The following is a 17,136-nucleotide window of genomic DNA, read 5'->3' on the forward strand; positions in this document are numbered from 1 at the left end:
TGCTTTCTTCCATCCGCTACATCCCGCACATTGCTCGCTGCCGAACTGCCTTCTTCCTTCGATGGCAAAATCCAGCCAGAAGGAACATTAAAACCAGCGCGTTTTAACTGAGACAACCTAGCAGCCTTATCGCCGCAGATTGCAGCATCCAACGAATCATCGAGAGAGAACAATTGTTCCGATTTAGATAAAGCCATATCATCACCCTGACTGAGATTAATTGCAGCTAATAAAACTCCCAATCCTGCTGCTGCTAAGAATTCCGGCAAAGATTGACGCCACACCCAAACCCAGATTGGCGTGCACAGACAGCCTCCGCGGGAAGCAAACAGTCTCGCCCGATCGCCCTTTTGCCACCACCGCTGTGCCAAAGCCCACAGCAGTAGCCCCCAAATGCCCGACGAGAGAGCCACCGGCGGCGAAAATGCCAAAAGACCCCAAACGGCGTTGGTAACGCCTCCACCTCGGGCGATCGCGTATCTAGCCGCGACTAAAGGAATTAACAGGGCGATCGCGATCGCAGGTGAATCAGGAAACCAAAATCTCCCCGCCAAAACAGGCACAATACCCCGGGCAATTTCCGCCAACACCGCAGCAATCCCCGCCCATTTCCCCCCATGAATGAAAGCAGCCGACACGCCGGCATTCCCCGTGCCCAACCGCCTCAAATCCTTGCCGCCCAGCAGCAGCACCGCCCAGCGAGTAAGCGGCAAAGCACCCACAGCAAAACTGGCGCTTAACAGAAGCGCGATCGACAACAGCGGCATAAAGGGGCCCTTTAATTTCAATCTCTAAGTATTATGGCTGCAATTCGCTCAATTTTTCAGTCTTCCGATATATTGCACGAGCGCCAATAGCACATAAAATACTATAGAAGTACAGTAAATAAGGATTTGAACCAAATGGTAGATAACAACCTAATGATTCCCATCGCAGTTCTTGGTGTTGGATTTGTCGCTGCGGTTAGTATCGGCTCCATTGCGTGGTACAACTCCAAGCGTCCCCCGGGTTGGGAATCCAAAGAACGGCCTGATTTTGTACCGCAAGTTGATAAAGATGATTTGATTGCTGATGTTTCTGAGTCCAAAGGTAAATAATAAAAAGTTTCTTGAGACGAAGAAAAGCTGAGATAGGACTTGTGAATTAATCAGAAAACTTTGTCATTGCAGCCAGAACGCTGCAATTTTTACGGCTGGCTTTTCCATTTTTTGCACGAGTCCTGTTTTTATATTGCGATCGAGAACATATTGATAAATATCCTCATATCCTGTCCGCTAGAAAAACCACAAGCAAAAAAGGTTTGATCGTTCGGACTTTAGTCCTCATAAAAATCAGAGGACTAAAGTCCGAACGATCAAACCAAGCGTTAGGTGCATCGAATATCACGCTACAGATTTTGCTTAATTTTGGTGAAAATTGTGTAGGGGCGATTCTCAAAAAGCCCCTAAAAATCTGATTGCAGTGCAGTTTATACCTGCTTATTTTTGCAGCGGGTTGAGTTTCGTTACTGAGCTTTCCTTGGCATCTTCAGCACTATCTTTCAGGAAACTAGAAGCATCCTTAAAAGCTGCCCCTACTCTCTCTAAAATTTTGGCATCTGGATCGCTGCGATCGAAAACAGGTTGAGCCTTGGCTGGCTGTCCGTCTGGCGTTGCTAACAGCGCTTTGTCTCCGGCAAGTTCTTCATCAAACTTGTCAGTTTCCATTGGTGCAGAACCCGGATACAGCAGCTTTGAAGCATTAGACTCAGCCGCAGTCGAAGCTAGTAGGCGATTGCCCAAAATCGACAAATTAGCTTGATTCTTTCCTACTTTAGCAGGCGATTGATTAACTTTCGGGTCTGTAGACATTTGATAATCCGCGTACCCATCACCATCGGCCTTGTGGGGGTTATTCATTCCTCCCATTTGAACCGGAGGATTTTCGGGCCGAGCACCTCGAACATCGCCCGCATTAGCGGTACTGGTAAACAGCAGCAAGCCTGCCATAAATACAGTCAAAATTTGACTGATAGGCAGTCTTTTAATCAAATCAGTTACAGTGTTCACAATATTTTCCCGATTGTTTACGACTACTTGTCCAGAGTAAAAAGAAACTCCGATGGCTGCCTCTAACGGTGGGGATATTTTGCTGCGAAAGGCGATCGAATTTTGTCTCACTTTAGATGGATTGAAAATTCCTAGGGTGCGTCACTTCCCAGAATTGCTACAACGGAAAAGTTTTTATAGGGCAGGCGCACCCTGGAAGCTATAAGATAAAGGAGGCGGCAGTGCCTTGTTCTAGAGCGCAGAGCATCTGTAATTCGCTCAACTGAAAATCACTCTAATTGCTCGATTTCAAGAATATTTCAGTTTGGGGTGCACCGCAATAACTGCTAACTGGGAAATTGTTCCACTTTCGCTTCAGCTTGCAAAGTCAGCAAACCAGCTTCCACATTTAACTGTTGAATTCGCAGGGACATTCCCTCAAGTTCAAAATTGCGCAAGTTTAAAATTTCACCAGCTTTTCCGACCAAAGCAGCCGTTAAATCCGGCGAAAATTCCTTGTTTTCGGGATACTGCACATCCTGAAGAGCAATTGCCCAACCGTCAGCGGCTACCTGAGGTTTAGCGGTAAAGATAATTGTTTCAGTGGCAGCAGTTTCTCGCACTAATACATCAGCATTTAAAGCAATTTTGCCGGAGGCAAGCAATTGGCAATTCACCGTTTTAACATCAATTGTCAGCGGTTTTCCCTCAACATTAACTTTTAAGTTGTTCAGTTTGCTGCCGATGTATTCGGAATTAAAAGCGCGGTTGATATCGCTTTCGGTTAAAACTGCTCGCGCGGTACCGAAGGCAGGCGCGTTGAGTTCAATTTTGCCAAACATCGCGCTGAGGGGATTGACAGTAATATCATTGATGTGAATTTCTAATTCTTGCACGCGCAAATCTTGCTGCATTACCAATCCTTTGCCCTCAACGTCAACAGCCTCTACTTCTCCCTGGGCTAGCTGGCCGGGATCGGTGTTGACTGTGACAGAAAAACTTTCAGAGCCGTCTAATCTGCTGGCAATAGCAATCTCTGCTACTTTGTCGATCGCCTGTTCCCCTAAACTCCGATTTTGTTGAGGCACGCTTGAAATTCCTACTATTGTTTCAAAAATAGTAGATAATACTTATGTTGGTTAGCGTCTTCCTCTCGGCAGGTTTATCGGGTGAAAAAACTCAGCCAAAGACAGAGGGTTTTCAGTTTCGTTGCCGAAATTAATTCATCGCCATTCAAATAAGTTTTTTTGAAGAGCAAGAAATCGCTTTCGGTGTGGTTGAGTTCGATATAAATTTAAACAGGCGGATCGATCGCCATCAGCTCGCTGTTTTTGTGGATTGTAGAGCCACCAACCATCAAAAAGTCGGATTTTTGGCAAAAGTATTTTCGAGAACATCGATCGCACGTTACAATACATTAAGAGCCGGCACCGCCTTTTGCAATGAATCCAGAATCAACTCTCGCCAGACTACAAGCTACACTTCCTGACGGAAAACTGCCTTCTAGCTACGGGGTATACTTCAAAAACACCCTAGTAGCCCTGTGTCACGCCCTAGAAGACCACATCTTGCAAACCAGCAGCGGGGACGATCTCGCACTCAAACCCCTAGTTCTGGTGACGTTTCAGCAAGGAAAATGGTATTTGCAGGAAGCCGATAGATACTTAGATATTGCTAATGCCTCTCGGCGCGTTGTCATCGGCGCAGTAGCCGACAGCGGTTTCGCAACCCACAAAACTGGTCAATTAGAAAATGTATCTTTAATCGACCTCGATCCGATCGACCCCATCATCCAAGAATGGAATTTAATCATCCTCGCCCCAACCTACAAAGCAATGGTGCTTTGTCGCGAACTTTCCGATGAGGAATACTTGCCAGAAGGCAAGCCAGAAGTGGATACAGAACGAAAATTCTACGGTTTATGGTCTTTTGACCAGTCCTTGGTGTCGGCGGCGGCAGAAATTTTTATAGAACAGACGCGACATTACAACTCCCCCTTGGCTGACAGTTTGCTGGAAATTCATCACGAAATTCTCGCCACGAAAGGCCCGCCCCTAGCCGATATTAGCGGCGTAGTCACCCGGATAGTGACTTACCTGCAAACTTCTCAGCAGCAAATGGTGGCAATTAACCGCCAAACCCGAGATTTGTGGGAATTGGAAGGTCAAGCTTTGCGCGTCAGCCGCAACTTGAACGCCAATAAACTGCAAGCATTTCTGCGGATGGCCCAGCGCGTGGACGAACGCGATACCGCCAATCCCACAGCGTCTTTGCAGGTGGCGGCTTTGTCGGAAACTTTGGGTCAACTTTTGGATTTGCCGGCTTTGCAGTTGCGTAGGCTGCGGCTGGCGGGATTGCTGTTTCGCATCGGCTTAGTTTCGGCCCCGAGTGAGGTGTTCACCAAGACCCCGGATCAATTCGACCAACAGACTCTAGCATTTTGGCGCGATCGCAGTTTCATCGGTTCTCAACTCCTGCAAGCAATGCCGGAATTAGCACCGGTCGCCGAAATTGTCAAGCACAAACTCGAATATTGGGACGGCAGCGGCAGACCCGAAGGTTTGCGAGGCGAGGAGACACCGATCGGTTCCCGGATTTTGGGGTTGGCTGCTTGTTTTCAAGCCTGGACTCAAACGCGCGGCGACCGTCCTGCTTTGAGTTTGACAGCAGCCTTAGAAAAGTGTCGGCAACTGAGCGGGACTCGCTTCGATCCGGCTTTAGTCGAAACCCTCGGCAATGTCGTCAGGCTGGTAGAAATGGGCTTGATGGAGCTACCGAGTCGCCCGAGTCAACTGCCGAATATTTGGTTGGAAGATTTGGGCGATCGTACGACCGCGGCAACTCCGGCATTATAAAATGAGTTCGGTAATTCAGTGGACAGTGGACAGTTGTCAGTTGTCAGTGGACAGTTGTCAGTTGTCAGTTGACAGTTAACCGTTAACTAATGACCAATGACTGATGACTAATGACTGCTGTTCGATCGCACTTCTGACGACAGGACTGATGACTAATGACAACTGCTTTCGGAGTCAACTACCAACTGCCAACTGCCAACTGACTCATGACTTATGACTAAAAACTAATGACTTATGACCTCGAAGCCATACGCCAAGGCAAAATTCATATATTGGCCGGTATAGATTTAGCTGGCGCAGACTTAGCTGGAGCCGATCTCGCCGGTGCCGACTTGTCTCAAGCCAACTTAACAGGAGCTGATCTGACCGGTGCTAACTTGCAGCGGGCGGTGCTGCGAGCAAACCTTCGCGGTGCTGACTTGAGCGGTGCTGACTTGCGCGGCGCCGATTTTCGGAATGCTGACTTGCGCGGTGCTTCCTTTGCTAACGCTTTAGTCCGCGATGCAAGTTTTGGGGGTGCTTTTTTGACGGCGGCCTCGATCGGCAATTTGGATCTCACAGGTGTCGATTTGCGCGGCGCCGATTTGCGGGGCGCTAACTTGGCTCGCGCCATCTTGCAGCAGGCAGATTTGAGCAATGCCAATTTGTCCGGCGCAGATTTGTCCGGCGCAGACTTGGAAGAAGCTATCCTGAATGGAGCCGTACTGCGCGGTGCTAATCTGACGGGGGCTAATTTGCTTTGTGCTGCGATCGAACATACCGTCTGGGATGGAGCATTACTCGATCGCGCTTGTCTCCAAGGCACGCCCCTGAGTCCTTAAAATTCAAAAATCCGGCACAGTGCCCAACGACTGCGTGGCGAAGTGTCATTTTGAAGACAGACAAGCAGAACAACTTATGCTTATGAAGTGAATAAGTACAAGCTATTTTAACAATTCTTAATCAGAGGTTATAATAGCGACTGTAGATGAGCAAACGAATTAATGGTAGCAGCTTTGTTTAGCGGTACATCCTTTCAAGGTCAAAGTGGCGATCGCCTTGTCAGCAAAGTAGCAGGAGCTGCGATCGCAGCCTTATTCAAACGTTCTGAAAAGGCAGAAGCCAACATCCGAGTCGAACCTGTGGCCAAACTCTTGCAGGGAAGCATAGACGGTTTTGACTTCGTTGGTAAAGGTATGTTGATGTATAACGGCCTGCGCATAGAAGTGATGGAACTCTACCTGCAAGCACTCTCAATTGATTTTGGGGCGATTTTTGCAGGTCAAGTCAAATTGCGGCAGCCTACCCAGGCAAATATGCGAGTAGTATTAAGCCGATCGGATTTAACCACCTCATTCAATACACCTTTTGTAGTTGAAAAACTCCAGAAGCTGAGTTACCAAGACCAATCTCTCCACTTTCAAAACACTGAAGTCAGCTTTGGAGCCGACAAATCAATTCGGCTTCAGTCCCAGATTACGATCGGCCAGGACAGCGAACCAGTCAAAATAGATATTACAGCTCAGTTGCAAGTAGAAGACCGACGCAAAATCCAATTTGTTAGCGTTACTTACGGCGGTGACGGGCAAGCAATAGACTTGGCTCAAGCTATAATTGTCCACGTAAATAACTTGCTAGACTTAGATAAATTTGCCTTAGAGGGTACTCAACTGCGAGTAGACCGCTGTCGAGTTCAAAACGACGAACTGGTTTTTTACGGTTGGGCTGGTATCGAACAGTTCCCCAAAGGCAAGCGTTAAGTCTGAGCCTGCTTTGGTTCTGCAAATCCGATTGGTTCGAGGAATTTTATATCTTAAAAACAAAACCCGCCTGTGCGGGTTTTGCTATTTTAAGGACTGTTTATTGGCTTTGGTAATGGGCAGCATCAGATCGCTGTATGTTCCGGCGAATTTTCTGAACAAAGAAAGCTGTCGCGTATTTAATTTATCAAACTACTGCATACTTAAAATCTTATAGGGTGGATATTCACAGCCCGCGATCGAGTTTAATCTTTAAATGCAAAATAGCTGATTAACGGCGATCGTATTCTAGCCTTAAAATCAGCACTCAGGTTGAGGCGATCGCGCCAATTGTCTTGATAAAGTTAGAGTATATTGAATCCAAAAACCGGGTTTTAGGAACGAAATTCTGTGGTGGGGGGCGATCGCGAAGATTTGATAACCCGGTTAATGAGAGTCGCGAGGACACAAGTCCTATTACAAAATAAATAACCCATAAAGAGGAAAAATGCTTGGATTTTATTTATTTGGTCTCTACCTCGCAGTCTTGTCCGTGTTTGCTGGGCCAAGCCGCCGCCCACCAGACAAATGGTGGGTAGAAATTGTCACAGATTTGCCCTACTGTACCTACTATTTTGGCCCCTTCGACACCGACAAAGAAGCATCCAGCAATACTCCCGGCTATATCGAAGACTTGGAAAGCGAGGGAGCCAAAAGAGTTAGCATCCGGATCAAACGGTGTCATCCTTCGGATCTCACCATCTGCGAAAGTGAATTCTCAAACAGTATCGCTGCTTAATAATTTTGATAGTTCAGGCTGCCGAAACCTGGTTGTTTAACTGAAATACTCCCTATATTGTGAGAAGTATGAGTTAAACAACCCGGTTTCAGCCAGTCAAGATTTCGTCAGATCGTATCCGGTCGATTAGCATAACAAAAAAGGTTTGTAGTGCGGACACTCCCGACGCTCTAGGGCTGCGGACACTCCCGACGCACTACAAAAAAGGTTTGTAGTGCGGAAGGGAGTCCGCTCTAGGGCTGCGGACTCCCTTCCGCACTACGAACACAACCATACCTGATATCAGTTCTGTTTGAGTTTTAAATTATCGAAAAATAGAAATATAAATCGCAAGAAGGAAGGCGAAATCTTCCGTAACAGTTTCAGCAATTAACAACTTACTTGCTCATCGTCGGGATTGGTTGCTATAATTCAAGGCTGAGCAATAGATCGAGCATCCATTGTTTTCTCCTAGTCCTTGCTTTGCCTACTTTCTATTTGTAGTGACGGCTTAAAATTCAGCCTCTTCTCCACCAAAATGCTGATATTAGCCAGCCTAAAATCTCAAAAATTAAGGTCGTTAAATCAGCACTGAGGACGAGCCGAGCTAGCTATTTATTTTGCTAGTTTAAGAAAAGTATAACCTACTTAACTTTGGGGAGAGCTACTATGTTCGGACTTTATCTATTAGGTATGTACGTTGCTGCTTTCTGGATACTGACTCAACCGATGGGCGGCAGTAGAGGTCGCGAGTGGTGGGTGGAAGTTGACACAGATTCGCCCAAACGTACCTATTACTTTGGCCCCTACGAAACCAAGGATGAAGCTTCTAATAACACGAACGGCTACATCAAAGACTTGGAAAAGAAAGGAGCTAAAAAAATTAGCATTAACATCAAGCAAGGTCGCCAGCCCAGTCAGCTAACAGCTAGCGATGAGTAAAATCAAATTAGGTTCACCGTTCGCGTCAATCCAGCTATTGGCATTGCCAATTTAATGCTAAGTGTCAGTCTAGATTAGGCGCGAATGGTGAACTATAAATAAATAACTTTTAAAACCCAGGGCTGGGGCCGCAAACAACATTAATTACAGCAGTATCTTCTGCTACTTGGGTAGAAAACAAAAAACTTCGATCGGCAGTCTGAGAAGCACAGAAAGTTCAAAACCCAGTTTTTGAGTCTTTTTTAGCTGATCAACCGCATATTTTCAGCAAAAACCCGGTTATTTGCGTCCCAGACTTCAAAACTAACGCTGATACGGGTGTATTGCGACACATCACTAACTTTTTGGGCTGTTGGCATCGATCGCACCAATAGTTGCTTCTGGTAATTAAAATTAAAGTGCCATCTGATTTAAAGTGTTGCGGGGATTAAAACTGCGATTTACCTGAATTTTTTCGTAGCATTCCCGCTCTAGAGCACTAAGTTCTTTCGGCGGGACGATCGCAATTTTGACCAACAAATCAGTGCGTTCATCTTTCTTGGCTTTTGGCCATCCTTTACCCCGCAACCGCAAAGACTGACCCGATCGCATCCCGGGCGGAAATTTTACCACGATGGTACCTTCAGGCGCCGGCACTTCAATAGAAGCTCCCAACACCGCTTCGTCGGGAGTTATCGGCACTTCGCAGACCAAATTCTCTCCCTCAAACTGGAAGAAAGGGTGAGGTACAACTTCTAATTTTAGGTACAAATCTCCCTGTTGCTTGGTATAGGGGTCAACTTGACCTTTACCTTTCACCCGAATTTTGCTGCCGGTTTTCACTCCCGCAGGAATCGAAACTTCCCCCGTAGCGACTCGCTTGGAAGTCCCACGAAAAGCTTCCCCCAGAGTCAGGGAAATCACGACTTCGGTATCGAGAGAGCTTCCTGCGGTGCGGTTTTCGTAGCCGGCGAAATCTTCAAATCCGCCAAAACCTGTGGGCCCACCGGTGCTGGTGCGGTAATTCCACTTGCTGCTGCGGCTGCTACCGGCACCGCTGCTAGCCGCGCGGCCAAGCAAAGCATTGATAAATTCGTCAAAACTGCCGTACTGGCTGAAGTCAACGCCGCCAAAATCTACATTCGTACCCGCTGGGCCCGGCCATCCACTGGGAGTTGCAGCCGCTTGCTTCCAATATTGACCGTATTGGTCGTATTTTTTGCGTTTTTCTGGATCGGAAAGCACTTCGTAAGCTTCGTTGACTTCTTTAAAACGAGCTTCAGCTTCTTTGTTCCCGGGGTTCATGTCCGGGTGATATTTCCGGGCTAGTTTGCGAAAAGTTTTTTTAATTTCGTCTGAGCTGGCGGTTTTGTTTAGTCCCAAAATAGCGTAATAGTCTTTAAAATCTGTTGCAGCCATTAAGCAATCCCCTCTTTATTAGTTGTTAGTTGTTAGTTATTAGTTGTTAGTTGTTAGTTGTTAGAAAGAATCAATCCTAAATTAGCAGGATGGCGAATTATAGCAACCGCGCCCGATGGTCAGGACGTTCTGGCGTTGCACTTCTTCCTTCTTCCTTCTTTCTTCTTCCTTCTTCAGATTATAGGTTATCAAAGGTTTGGACTCGATCGAGTTCGGTTGTTGCTGGCGGGACATCGCAATTTCCGCACCCCCCCTGCTGTTGGAGATTTTCAGGAGTTGTGCGCCTTCGGAATTTTGGTGTGGCTGCCGCATCCCTCGGAGTCTGGGGAAAGCTGCTGCTGCTTTTGGTTCGATCGCCCGTCGGGTTGACCCGATCGCCGACGATCGCTCTTTTTTGCTCTTTTTTTTCTGAATGTGCGATCGAACTTCTCTTTCTCTAACTGTTCGCCAGTGCAAATCCTAGCAAGTTCTCATCAGCAAGTTTTGTCAAATCTGTCCCCTAGATTTTGCATAAACCCTACCATAAAGCGTGCATTAATTCTACAATCTTTTGAAATATTTTTTATTTTTCACACTAAGATGATATACTTTCTTACTTTCACAGCATCTGTATATACTTAAGTCATATATATAGAACATAATTTCTGCTTTGTCTGTTAATTAGAACACACACTTTCAGAAAAATTAAGATAGGATGGTAAAACCATCAGCTTTTAACGCTACCAGAGTGCTAGGATTATGAATTATTTGCTAAGTTGGCCTTGTGGCTGCTGCGACGATTGGAAAGATAGTTCCGAGAGTTGTGTTGTGCTCAGAAACGGGCAGCGGATATGCCAGTCTTGCTACGATCGCAAATACCAGAATCAGAAGTTATCCGCCAGACGCAGGCGATCGAACATATCTGTATCGCAGCAGACTGCAACAGTAGAGACTGTCCATTACTAATGCGCCTGGGTTTGAATAAAGCCAAGTATTTGACAGCGGGAGCCTCAGCAGTTGCAATTAATCCTGAGCTCAAAAAAATTAGTCATCAGTCCTGGGCCATTGGCGATCTGTCACTAATTTATTTATTTATCATCAGTCACTAGCTGGCAGATAACAGATTTTAAATTAAAAAACTAATGACTGACGACTAATGACTAATGACTAATAACTAAATGATAGTTCCATCAGGAATCGTGGCATTTTTGAGGACTACGACAATACCGCTGCGGATGTAAAAACCTTGGCTTTCGCGGTTGGCTTCTTCCACTCGGTCTTTATTAATGATTTGAACGTTGCGGCCGATTCTGGCATTTTTATCCACAATCGCGCGGCGAATTGTAGTATCTGCACCAATACCTAGGGCGACGCCACCGTTGTCCACACTCGAATGCCGTTCGGCGTCGGGTTCGTAGAAGTCAGCACCCAAAACCAGGGTATCTTGAATCGTACATCCAGCTTCAATGCGCGATCGAACTCCCAACACAGAATGGTCGATCCGGCACTGTTTGAGAATGCAGCCTTCAGCAATAATTGATTCCGTCACATGAGTATCTAAAAGCTTAGTCGGCGGCAAGAAACGCGGGCGAGTATAAATCGGCGCCTTTTCATCGTAGAAACTAAAAGGCGGCTGAGGCTGTTTTGTCAGCGCCAAGTTAGCATCATAAAAAGCCTCAATGGTTCCGATATCTTCCCAGTAATCGTCAAACAAATAAGCTTGAACGTTGTGGTCTTTTGAAGAATTGGGAATAATCTCTTTACCAAAATCAGTTTGGTTGGGAGATTCTTTAAGGAGTTTAATCAGAACTTCTTTTTTGAAGACGTAAATCCCCATCGAAGCAATGTAAGGGCTTTCCTGAGCCTGCTGCGCTGTCAGTCCCAGTTTAGTAGTATCCACCTGCATTTGTTTGAGCGCATCACCTTTTGGCTTTTCGCTGAAAGAAACAATGCGGCCGTTGTCGTCGATTTTCATTAAACCAAAATCCGAGGCTCGCTTCTCGTCCATTGGCAAAACCGAAAGGGTGATATCGGCATTGGTTTCGCGGTGTCTATCCACAAACTTCTGGTAGTCCATGCGGTAGAGGTGGTCGCCCGAGAGAATCAAGTATTCGTCAACGTCCCACTGTTCTAGCAACGAGAGATATTGGCGAACTGCGTCGGCTGTCCCTTGAAACCAGTTCGGGTTTTCCTGAGTTTGCTGGGCGGCGAGCACCTCGACAAATCCCTCGGTGAAGCCGGAAAACTGGTAGGTGCGAGAGATGTGGCGGTTGAGGGATGCCGAGTTGAATTGGGTGAGGACGTAGATTTTGACTATTTCGGAGTTGATGCAATTGCTGACAGGAATATCGATGAGGCGATATTTACCTGCGAGGGGAACTGCGGGTTTGGCGCGTAGTTTGGTTAGGGGGTAAAGGCGGGTGCCGACACCGCCACCGAGGATGATGGCTAAGACTCTTTTCAAGGAACTTTCTCCCTAGGATCTATTAACTCTTCAAGTCCAGTGTCCGATGGTGAGGGCTTCTTGACAAGGGGGGGGAGCGAGGAAGTTTTGAGTTTTGAGTTTAGATTTCAGTCACTGGTGCAGAAACCGGGTTTTTTAATCTAATATACTTCGTTGAAACCTTTAATAGCACTTAAAAACCAATCGCCCAGAGTAGGAGTGGCTGCGGGACAGGAGTTATCTATTTTGAGTTGTGAGTTAAAATACTCATCCATCAATAATTGATATTTGTAAAAGTTGGGAGTTGTGAGTTAAAATACCCATCAGTAAATAATGGCAGTTTAACAAAACAATCAGGTTCGGGGTTGTGGCTGTTAATTACAAGTTTTTTGGGTGAATTCGCACTTGGCGACAAGTCCGATCGATCTGGGCCCTCCCTCGCCCCGGTTGTTCTGGTTTCAGCGCGATCGATCGCACTTGGTGGCCAAACTCGGCTCGGGTTAAGCTTGAGTTCGATCTGGTTTTTTCCTGGCGTTCCTGTTTGATAAATTTATCAGACTCCGCACTACTGAGGAAGCGCCACCTGCTGGGACGATAAATTTATAGGCTAGAATCGCTGGGAAATGTCACACAGACAGCAAATTTGTGGAGTATTGGGCGATCGGTCGATCGACAAAAATCGATTAATTGTCTATTCTTCTACCAAAAGCTAGATTGCCTAGTAACGTCTACTACTGTAGCCTAAGCCGTAAAATACAGGAAAAGTGTATGCAAATTCAAACGCCTGACTGGGTTAAACACGCGGTATTCTACCAAATATTCCCCGATCGCTTTGCCAAAAGCAAACAGCCCCGCAAACGCCTGCTGCAAAACTTCATCTGGGAAGAATGGCACGAAATTCCGACACTTCAGGGCTACAAAGGCGGCGACTTGTGGGGCGTGATGGAAGAGCTAGACTACCTGCAAGAGTTAGGCATCAACGCAATTTATTTCACCCCGATATTTCAGTCAGCTTGCAATCACCGCTACCACACCCACGACTACTATCAAGTCGATCCGATGTTGGGCGGCAATCCAGCGTTTAAAGAGCTTCTAGACGCCGCCCACGCTCGCAACATCAAAATTGTCCTCGACGGCGTATTCAACCACGCCAGCCGCGGCTTTTTCTTCTTTCACGACATCCTGGAAAACGGCCCCAATTCTCCTTGGGTAGATTGGTTTAAAATAGAAGGCTGGCCGCTATCAGCCTACGACGGCAATTTTCCTGCTAATTATGCAGGTTGGGACGGCAATCGAGCACTTCCTGAATTCAATCACGACAATCCAGAAGTGCGAGAATACATCATGGAAATCGCCGAATACTGGATTAAATTTGGCATCGACGGCTGGCGGCTCGATGTTCCTTTTGAAATTAAAACGCCGGGATTTTGGCAAGAATTTAGAGAACGAGTCAAAGCAATTAATCCCGAAGCTTACATTGTCGGGGAAGTTTGGGAAGATGCCAGAGAATGGCTCGATGGCAGTCAATTTGACGGAGTAATGAATTATCTGTTTGCGGCCCCCACGATTGCTTTTGCTGCGGGCGACAGAGTAGATTTAGCTCAAATTGAAGGTCGTTCTTACCATCCCTATCCGCCGCTGTTTGCTAAACAGTATGGCGAAAAAATTCAGCACGTTTTGGAACTTTACCCATGGCCGATCCAGCTCACTCAACTCAATTTGTTGGCGAGTCACGATACAGCCAGGTTGCTATCAATTGCTGGAGGCGATAAAGCTAGCGTCGAACTCGCTAGTTTGCTGCTATTAACTTTTCCCGGAGCTCCCAGTATTTACTACGGCGATGAAGTTGGTTTACCCGGCGCTCTCGATCCCGATTCTCGCCGCGGGTTTCCCTTAGAAGCTCACTGGGAACTTGATGTTTTAGATTATCACAAGCAGTTGATTGCTTTGCGGCACAAATACGTTGCTCTCCGCACCGGAGATTACCAAATTCTGTTTGCTGAGGGAACGGTTTATGTCTTTGCTCGGATTTTGGGGGATGAAGAAATAGTCGTGGCTGTCAATGTCGCAACCGAAGCAGCTCATATTAGCTTTAAGGCACCTACTTTGAAATCTCCTCACGAGAAATTGCTGTTCGGTAAAGGTGAGTTTGTTTGGAAAGGATCGGGAGAAATTCGGCAGTTAGAATTGATGCTGCCGGCGCGATCGGGATTGATTTTAGGTTCGGATAATTAGTTTAAAATGTCCGCTAAGGTGCAAGGCGCGGATTGCTTTGTTAAGATAGGTTTGAGCGTTCCGAAGGCGAGTCCTTTGATTGCGGACTCGCATTCCGAACGATCAAACCGTTAGTTTGATTGGGCTGCAACGAATGCAGGCATTAGCACCCCATCAATGATATGGATGACGCCGTTGTCGGCAATAATATCTGGAGTGAGGACTTTAGCATCATTGATTTTAATGCCGTCAGAAGTATCAATTCCTACCACAGAACCTTCTACTGTTTCAGCAGAACTTAGCTCAAGCAAGTTCTCAGTTAGTACCTCGCCAAACAGAATGTGATAGGTGAGAATTTTGTTGAGCTTGGGTATGTCTTCCATCCAAGAGGCAATAGTATTAGTAGGAATTTTGGCAAAGGCATCGTCAGTGGGTGCTAAGACTGTGTAGGGGCCCGGACTTTGCAATAAATCTAACAAACCAGCCGCTTCAATAACAGTTACGAGTGTTCTGAAATAACCGGCATTTGTGGCAGTCTCGATAATATCAGCCATGATGTTTTTTGGAAGTAAAAATAGCAGAAAATGAATCGGGAGCGACGATTATTTTAGCAGTTTACACTTCTCAAAAAATTGATCTGAGGGCTGATGATTGTTTTAGCTACTATACGTTAGTCTGGTTGCTGGTGGGGATGGTGGAGGACGATCGACTATTCGTCAAATCCCGAGCCCAGTATTCCCGCCTTTGCCCAAAAACTGCTTGAGAATCTCTCCGGGATCTCTGTCCCAGGTATCGATATGTTGGTAAATTAAACTGTCCTCATCCAGCTTGTAGGTAGAATAGCCGTTGAACAAGATTTGAGGTTTCCAGGGTACGCGCAGGACGCCGCGAACAGTCCAAGTTGCCACAATAGTATCGGGGGCTGTCAGACTTACGTCGTGTAGATCGAAGTAAATCTCGGTGAAAAATAGCTGCCCGTGAAACCGCAGAGTCCAAAAGATAATCCGGTAGTTGATTTTTCCTTTAAATTTATTAACAGGGTCTTGAAAATAAACATCTTTTGTGTAGATGTCGTAGGAGATGTCTTTCTCAAACAGGGTTGGGAGATCGGCTTTCAGTGTGTCTACTGCTTGTTCTGCCTGCATTTGATATTCTATGGCGCTCAAACTACCACCTTGTGACAGTATTAATTTATAAGTGTAAATGGATAATCTCGAACGATCGCTGGAGGATCGCAGATTTGATAGTTTATGCAGCTCTGATTTTAACTCTAGCGGTGTTGTGAGCCTCGGCATTTCTGCTGACCCCGACTTGCGACATCGAAACTTGGGCACAGATTTGACAGAACACTCCCACTCATCTGACATTCTCGCAGACATCACCAGCGGCAAGCTGTTGATGGTAGATAGCCGTCGCCGGAACGGTCTAATTTTGATTAAACGCTTCCACGCAGAGTTTGCCGGGCCCGGGGCTGCCGTTGGAGGTGCTTTTGATGCTGACTCGCAGCAGGCGATTCCTGTGGGGGATTTTTGTTTGGTTTGCCCTATATCGGCAGCAGAAAGACAGAAAGCTTTTGGAATTCGGCGGCATTGGGTGCGGCTAACGGAACAGTTAACACGAAAGACTGTCGCTTTGGAACGCGCACAAATGCTTGTAACTCAGTTTGAACAATATTTTGATTTGGAAACGGTGGCACAAATTCCCGATCGAGCTTTGGCGCTTTTAGTCGGCGTGTTTCCCCAAACCATTCGGGCGGCACGACAGCTCGATCGTTAAAAATTACCTCGTAATTTGCTAATTCCTATACCATGTTCCGTTTTTTTTGTCAAGTCAAAATTGCAGCGAGGCGATCGACAGTCCGCTGATTTTCCTCGGGAGAACCCACGGTAATTCGCAAACCTCCTCCGGTGTGCCGAATCAAAGTACCTCGCTCTTTTAACTGCTGCATGATTTGTTGGTGCTTTTGCTCGACTGGTGCGCCCTCAGCGGCTTTCGCCCGCAGGTAAACGAAGTTAGCGGCACTCGGCCAAACGTGTAATTTTTGATGCTGAGTTAGCGCTGCAATTAATTTGGCTCTTCCTGAGATAATTTCGGGAATTACTGCTAGCAATAACTGCCGCTGTGCGAGGGCGAATTCGGCTGCGGTTTGCGAAAAACTGGGGAGGTTGTAGGGAAGGCGAATTTTTTCTAAGGTGGCTGTGAGTTCGGGATTGGCGATCGCATATCCGACTCTCATTGACGCTAGGCGAAATGCTTTAGAAAATGTCCGCAAAATTATCCAATTCGGATGCTGGTGCAATCTATCTGCTAAGGTATTTTGGCTGAATTCAAAATAAGCTTCGTCAATTACTACTAAAATATTTTCGGGCAAATTTTGCAACCATTCTATTTCATTGATTGTTAAAGCATTGGCTGTCGGGGAATTGGGATGCACGACAAAGACGATGCGCACGGGGGGATTTTGATTTTGGTCGTTAGCGCAGCCCGCCCCTACAAGAGGCCGATCGACGGAGAAGATTGCCCTGTTAGCTGCATTGATGTCGATTTCAAAATTATCCTCTTGGCGCGGAATGCTGACAACGGGAATACCGAGGGTTTTGGCGGTAATTCCGTACATCGAAAAGGTGGGATTGGCGACGAGTATCGAACCCGCGCCGCCCAAGCAAGTAGCGATTAAGAGCGATCGAATTAGTTCGTCGGAACCGTTCCCGACAGAGATATTGTCGGCTGTAATGGCGGTTTTTGGCTGTGGAACCCCCCCAAGCCCCCCCGGGGTTAGGGG

Annotated in this window: 19 protein-coding genes; 10 read left to right on the plus strand and 9 right to left on the minus strand. The window is 46.6% G+C overall.

Translation table 11 applies throughout. The features are described 5' to 3' along the window. A partial coding sequence (locus QT974_RS10355; protein WP_333468401.1) for a glycerol-3-phosphate acyltransferase occupies window positions 1-788 on the minus strand: 788 nt, incomplete at its 3' end. 114 nt (window positions 789-902) lie between these two features. Here QT974_RS10355 and psb35 point away from each other — a divergent pair. After that, window positions 903-1,097, plus strand: coding sequence for a photosystem II assembly protein Psb35 (gene psb35, locus QT974_RS10360; protein WP_333468402.1), 195 nt, complete (start codon window positions 903-905; stop codon window positions 1,095-1,097). 381 nt (window positions 1,098-1,478) lie between these two features. Here psb35 and QT974_RS10365 read toward each other — a convergent pair whose 3' ends face one another. Next, complete coding sequence (locus tag QT974_RS10365) at window positions 1,479-2,048, minus strand: DUF6658 family protein (RefSeq protein ID WP_333468403.1); 570 nt, start codon at window positions 2,046-2,048, stop codon at window positions 1,479-1,481. Between the two features lie 52 nt (window positions 2,049-2,100). Here QT974_RS10365 and QT974_RS10370 point away from each other — a divergent pair, with 52 nt between their 5' ends. After that, on the plus strand, window positions 2,101-2,253 hold the full coding sequence (locus QT974_RS10370) for a hypothetical protein (RefSeq protein WP_333468404.1): 153 nt from the start codon (window positions 2,101-2,103) through the stop codon (window positions 2,251-2,253). 121 nt (window positions 2,254-2,374) lie between these two features. Here QT974_RS10370 and QT974_RS10375 read toward each other — a convergent pair whose 3' ends face one another. Next, the gene (locus QT974_RS10375; protein ID WP_333468405.1) at window positions 2,375-3,115 is read right to left on the minus strand and encodes an LmeA family phospholipid-binding protein; all 741 of its coding nucleotides are present in this window, start codon (window positions 3,113-3,115) and stop codon (window positions 2,375-2,377) included. A 354-nt stretch (window positions 3,116-3,469) separates the two neighbouring features. Here QT974_RS10375 and QT974_RS10380 point away from each other — a divergent pair, with 354 nt between their 5' ends. The 5 genes from QT974_RS10380 (at window position 3,470) to QT974_RS10400 (ending at window position 8,320) form a co-directional block, all read left to right on the plus strand. Beyond that, window positions 3,470-4,882 (plus strand): HD domain-containing phosphohydrolase, encoded by a 1,413-nt coding sequence (locus QT974_RS10380; protein WP_333468406.1) that lies wholly within the window; start codon window positions 3,470-3,472, stop codon window positions 4,880-4,882. A gap of 227 nt (window positions 4,883-5,109) precedes the next feature. After that, window positions 5,110-5,703 carry a pentapeptide repeat-containing protein gene (locus QT974_RS10385; RefSeq protein WP_333468407.1) on the plus strand — a complete coding sequence of 198 codons (594 nt, stop codon included), beginning with the start codon at window positions 5,110-5,112 and terminating at the stop codon, window positions 5,701-5,703. Window positions 5,704-5,865: 162 nt separating this feature from the next. Further along, entirely contained in the window at window positions 5,866-6,621 is a 756-nt protein-coding gene (locus tag QT974_RS10390) for an LmeA family phospholipid-binding protein (protein ID WP_333468408.1), read from the plus strand. Between the two features lie 487 nt (window positions 6,622-7,108). Then, entirely contained in the window at window positions 7,109-7,399 is a 291-nt protein-coding gene (locus tag QT974_RS10395; RefSeq protein WP_333468409.1) for a DUF1816 domain-containing protein, read from the plus strand. A 648-nt stretch (window positions 7,400-8,047) separates the two neighbouring features. Beyond that, window positions 8,048-8,320, plus strand: coding sequence for a DUF1816 domain-containing protein (locus QT974_RS10400; RefSeq protein WP_333468410.1), 273 nt, complete (start codon window positions 8,048-8,050; stop codon window positions 8,318-8,320). Between the two features lie 393 nt (window positions 8,321-8,713). On the opposite strand, the gene QT974_RS10405 is transcribed toward QT974_RS10400, so the two are convergent. After that, window positions 8,714-9,718, minus strand: coding sequence for a DnaJ C-terminal domain-containing protein (locus QT974_RS10405; protein ID WP_333468411.1), 1,005 nt, complete (start codon window positions 9,716-9,718; stop codon window positions 8,714-8,716). Between the two features lie 81 nt (window positions 9,719-9,799). Next, window positions 9,800-10,174: a hypothetical protein gene (locus QT974_RS10410; protein ID WP_333468412.1), complete on the minus strand. Its 375-nt coding sequence runs from the start codon at window positions 10,172-10,174 to the stop codon at window positions 9,800-9,802. 374 nt (window positions 10,175-10,548) lie between these two features. Between QT974_RS10410 and QT974_RS10415 the strand changes: the two genes are divergently transcribed. Beyond that, a complete protein-coding gene (locus QT974_RS10415) occupies window positions 10,549-10,806 on the plus strand; it encodes a hypothetical protein (protein WP_333468413.1) in 258 nt (85 codons plus the stop codon). Between the two features lie 65 nt (window positions 10,807-10,871). Here QT974_RS10415 and QT974_RS10420 read toward each other — a convergent pair whose 3' ends face one another. Further along, on the minus strand, window positions 10,872-12,161 hold the full coding sequence (locus tag QT974_RS10420) for a glucose-1-phosphate adenylyltransferase (protein ID WP_333468414.1): 1,290 nt from the start codon (window positions 12,159-12,161) through the stop codon (window positions 10,872-10,874). A 747-nt stretch (window positions 12,162-12,908) separates the two neighbouring features. Between QT974_RS10420 and QT974_RS10425 the strand changes: the two genes are divergently transcribed. After that, window positions 12,909-14,375 carry a glycoside hydrolase family 13 protein gene (locus QT974_RS10425; RefSeq protein WP_333468415.1) on the plus strand — a complete coding sequence of 489 codons (1,467 nt, stop codon included), beginning with the start codon at window positions 12,909-12,911 and terminating at the stop codon, window positions 14,373-14,375. 110 nt (window positions 14,376-14,485) lie between these two features. On the opposite strand, the gene QT974_RS10430 is transcribed toward QT974_RS10425, so the two are convergent. Beyond that, on the minus strand, window positions 14,486-14,908 hold the full coding sequence (locus QT974_RS10430) for a fasciclin domain-containing protein (protein WP_333468416.1): 423 nt from the start codon (window positions 14,906-14,908) through the stop codon (window positions 14,486-14,488). Window positions 14,909-15,070: 162 nt separating this feature from the next. Further along, window positions 15,071-15,499 (minus strand): DUF2358 domain-containing protein, encoded by a 429-nt coding sequence (locus QT974_RS10435; RefSeq protein ID WP_333468419.1) that lies wholly within the window; start codon window positions 15,497-15,499, stop codon window positions 15,071-15,073. Between the two features lie 58 nt (window positions 15,500-15,557). Here QT974_RS10435 and QT974_RS10440 point away from each other — a divergent pair, with 58 nt between their 5' ends. Further along, window positions 15,558-16,130 carry a hypothetical protein gene (locus tag QT974_RS10440; RefSeq protein WP_333468417.1) on the plus strand — a complete coding sequence of 191 codons (573 nt, stop codon included), beginning with the start codon at window positions 15,558-15,560 and terminating at the stop codon, window positions 16,128-16,130. Between the two features lie 49 nt (window positions 16,131-16,179). Here the strand turns inward: QT974_RS10440 and QT974_RS10445 are convergent. Continuing rightward, the coding region (locus tag QT974_RS10445; RefSeq protein ID WP_333468418.1) for a histidinol-phosphate transaminase at window positions 16,180-17,136 on the minus strand (957 nt) is incomplete at its 5' end.

This window comes from Microcoleus sp. BM001215392 (assembly GCF_036700185.1).
Lineage (GTDB): Bacteria > Cyanobacteriota > Cyanobacteriia > Cyanobacteriales > Microcoleaceae > Microcoleus.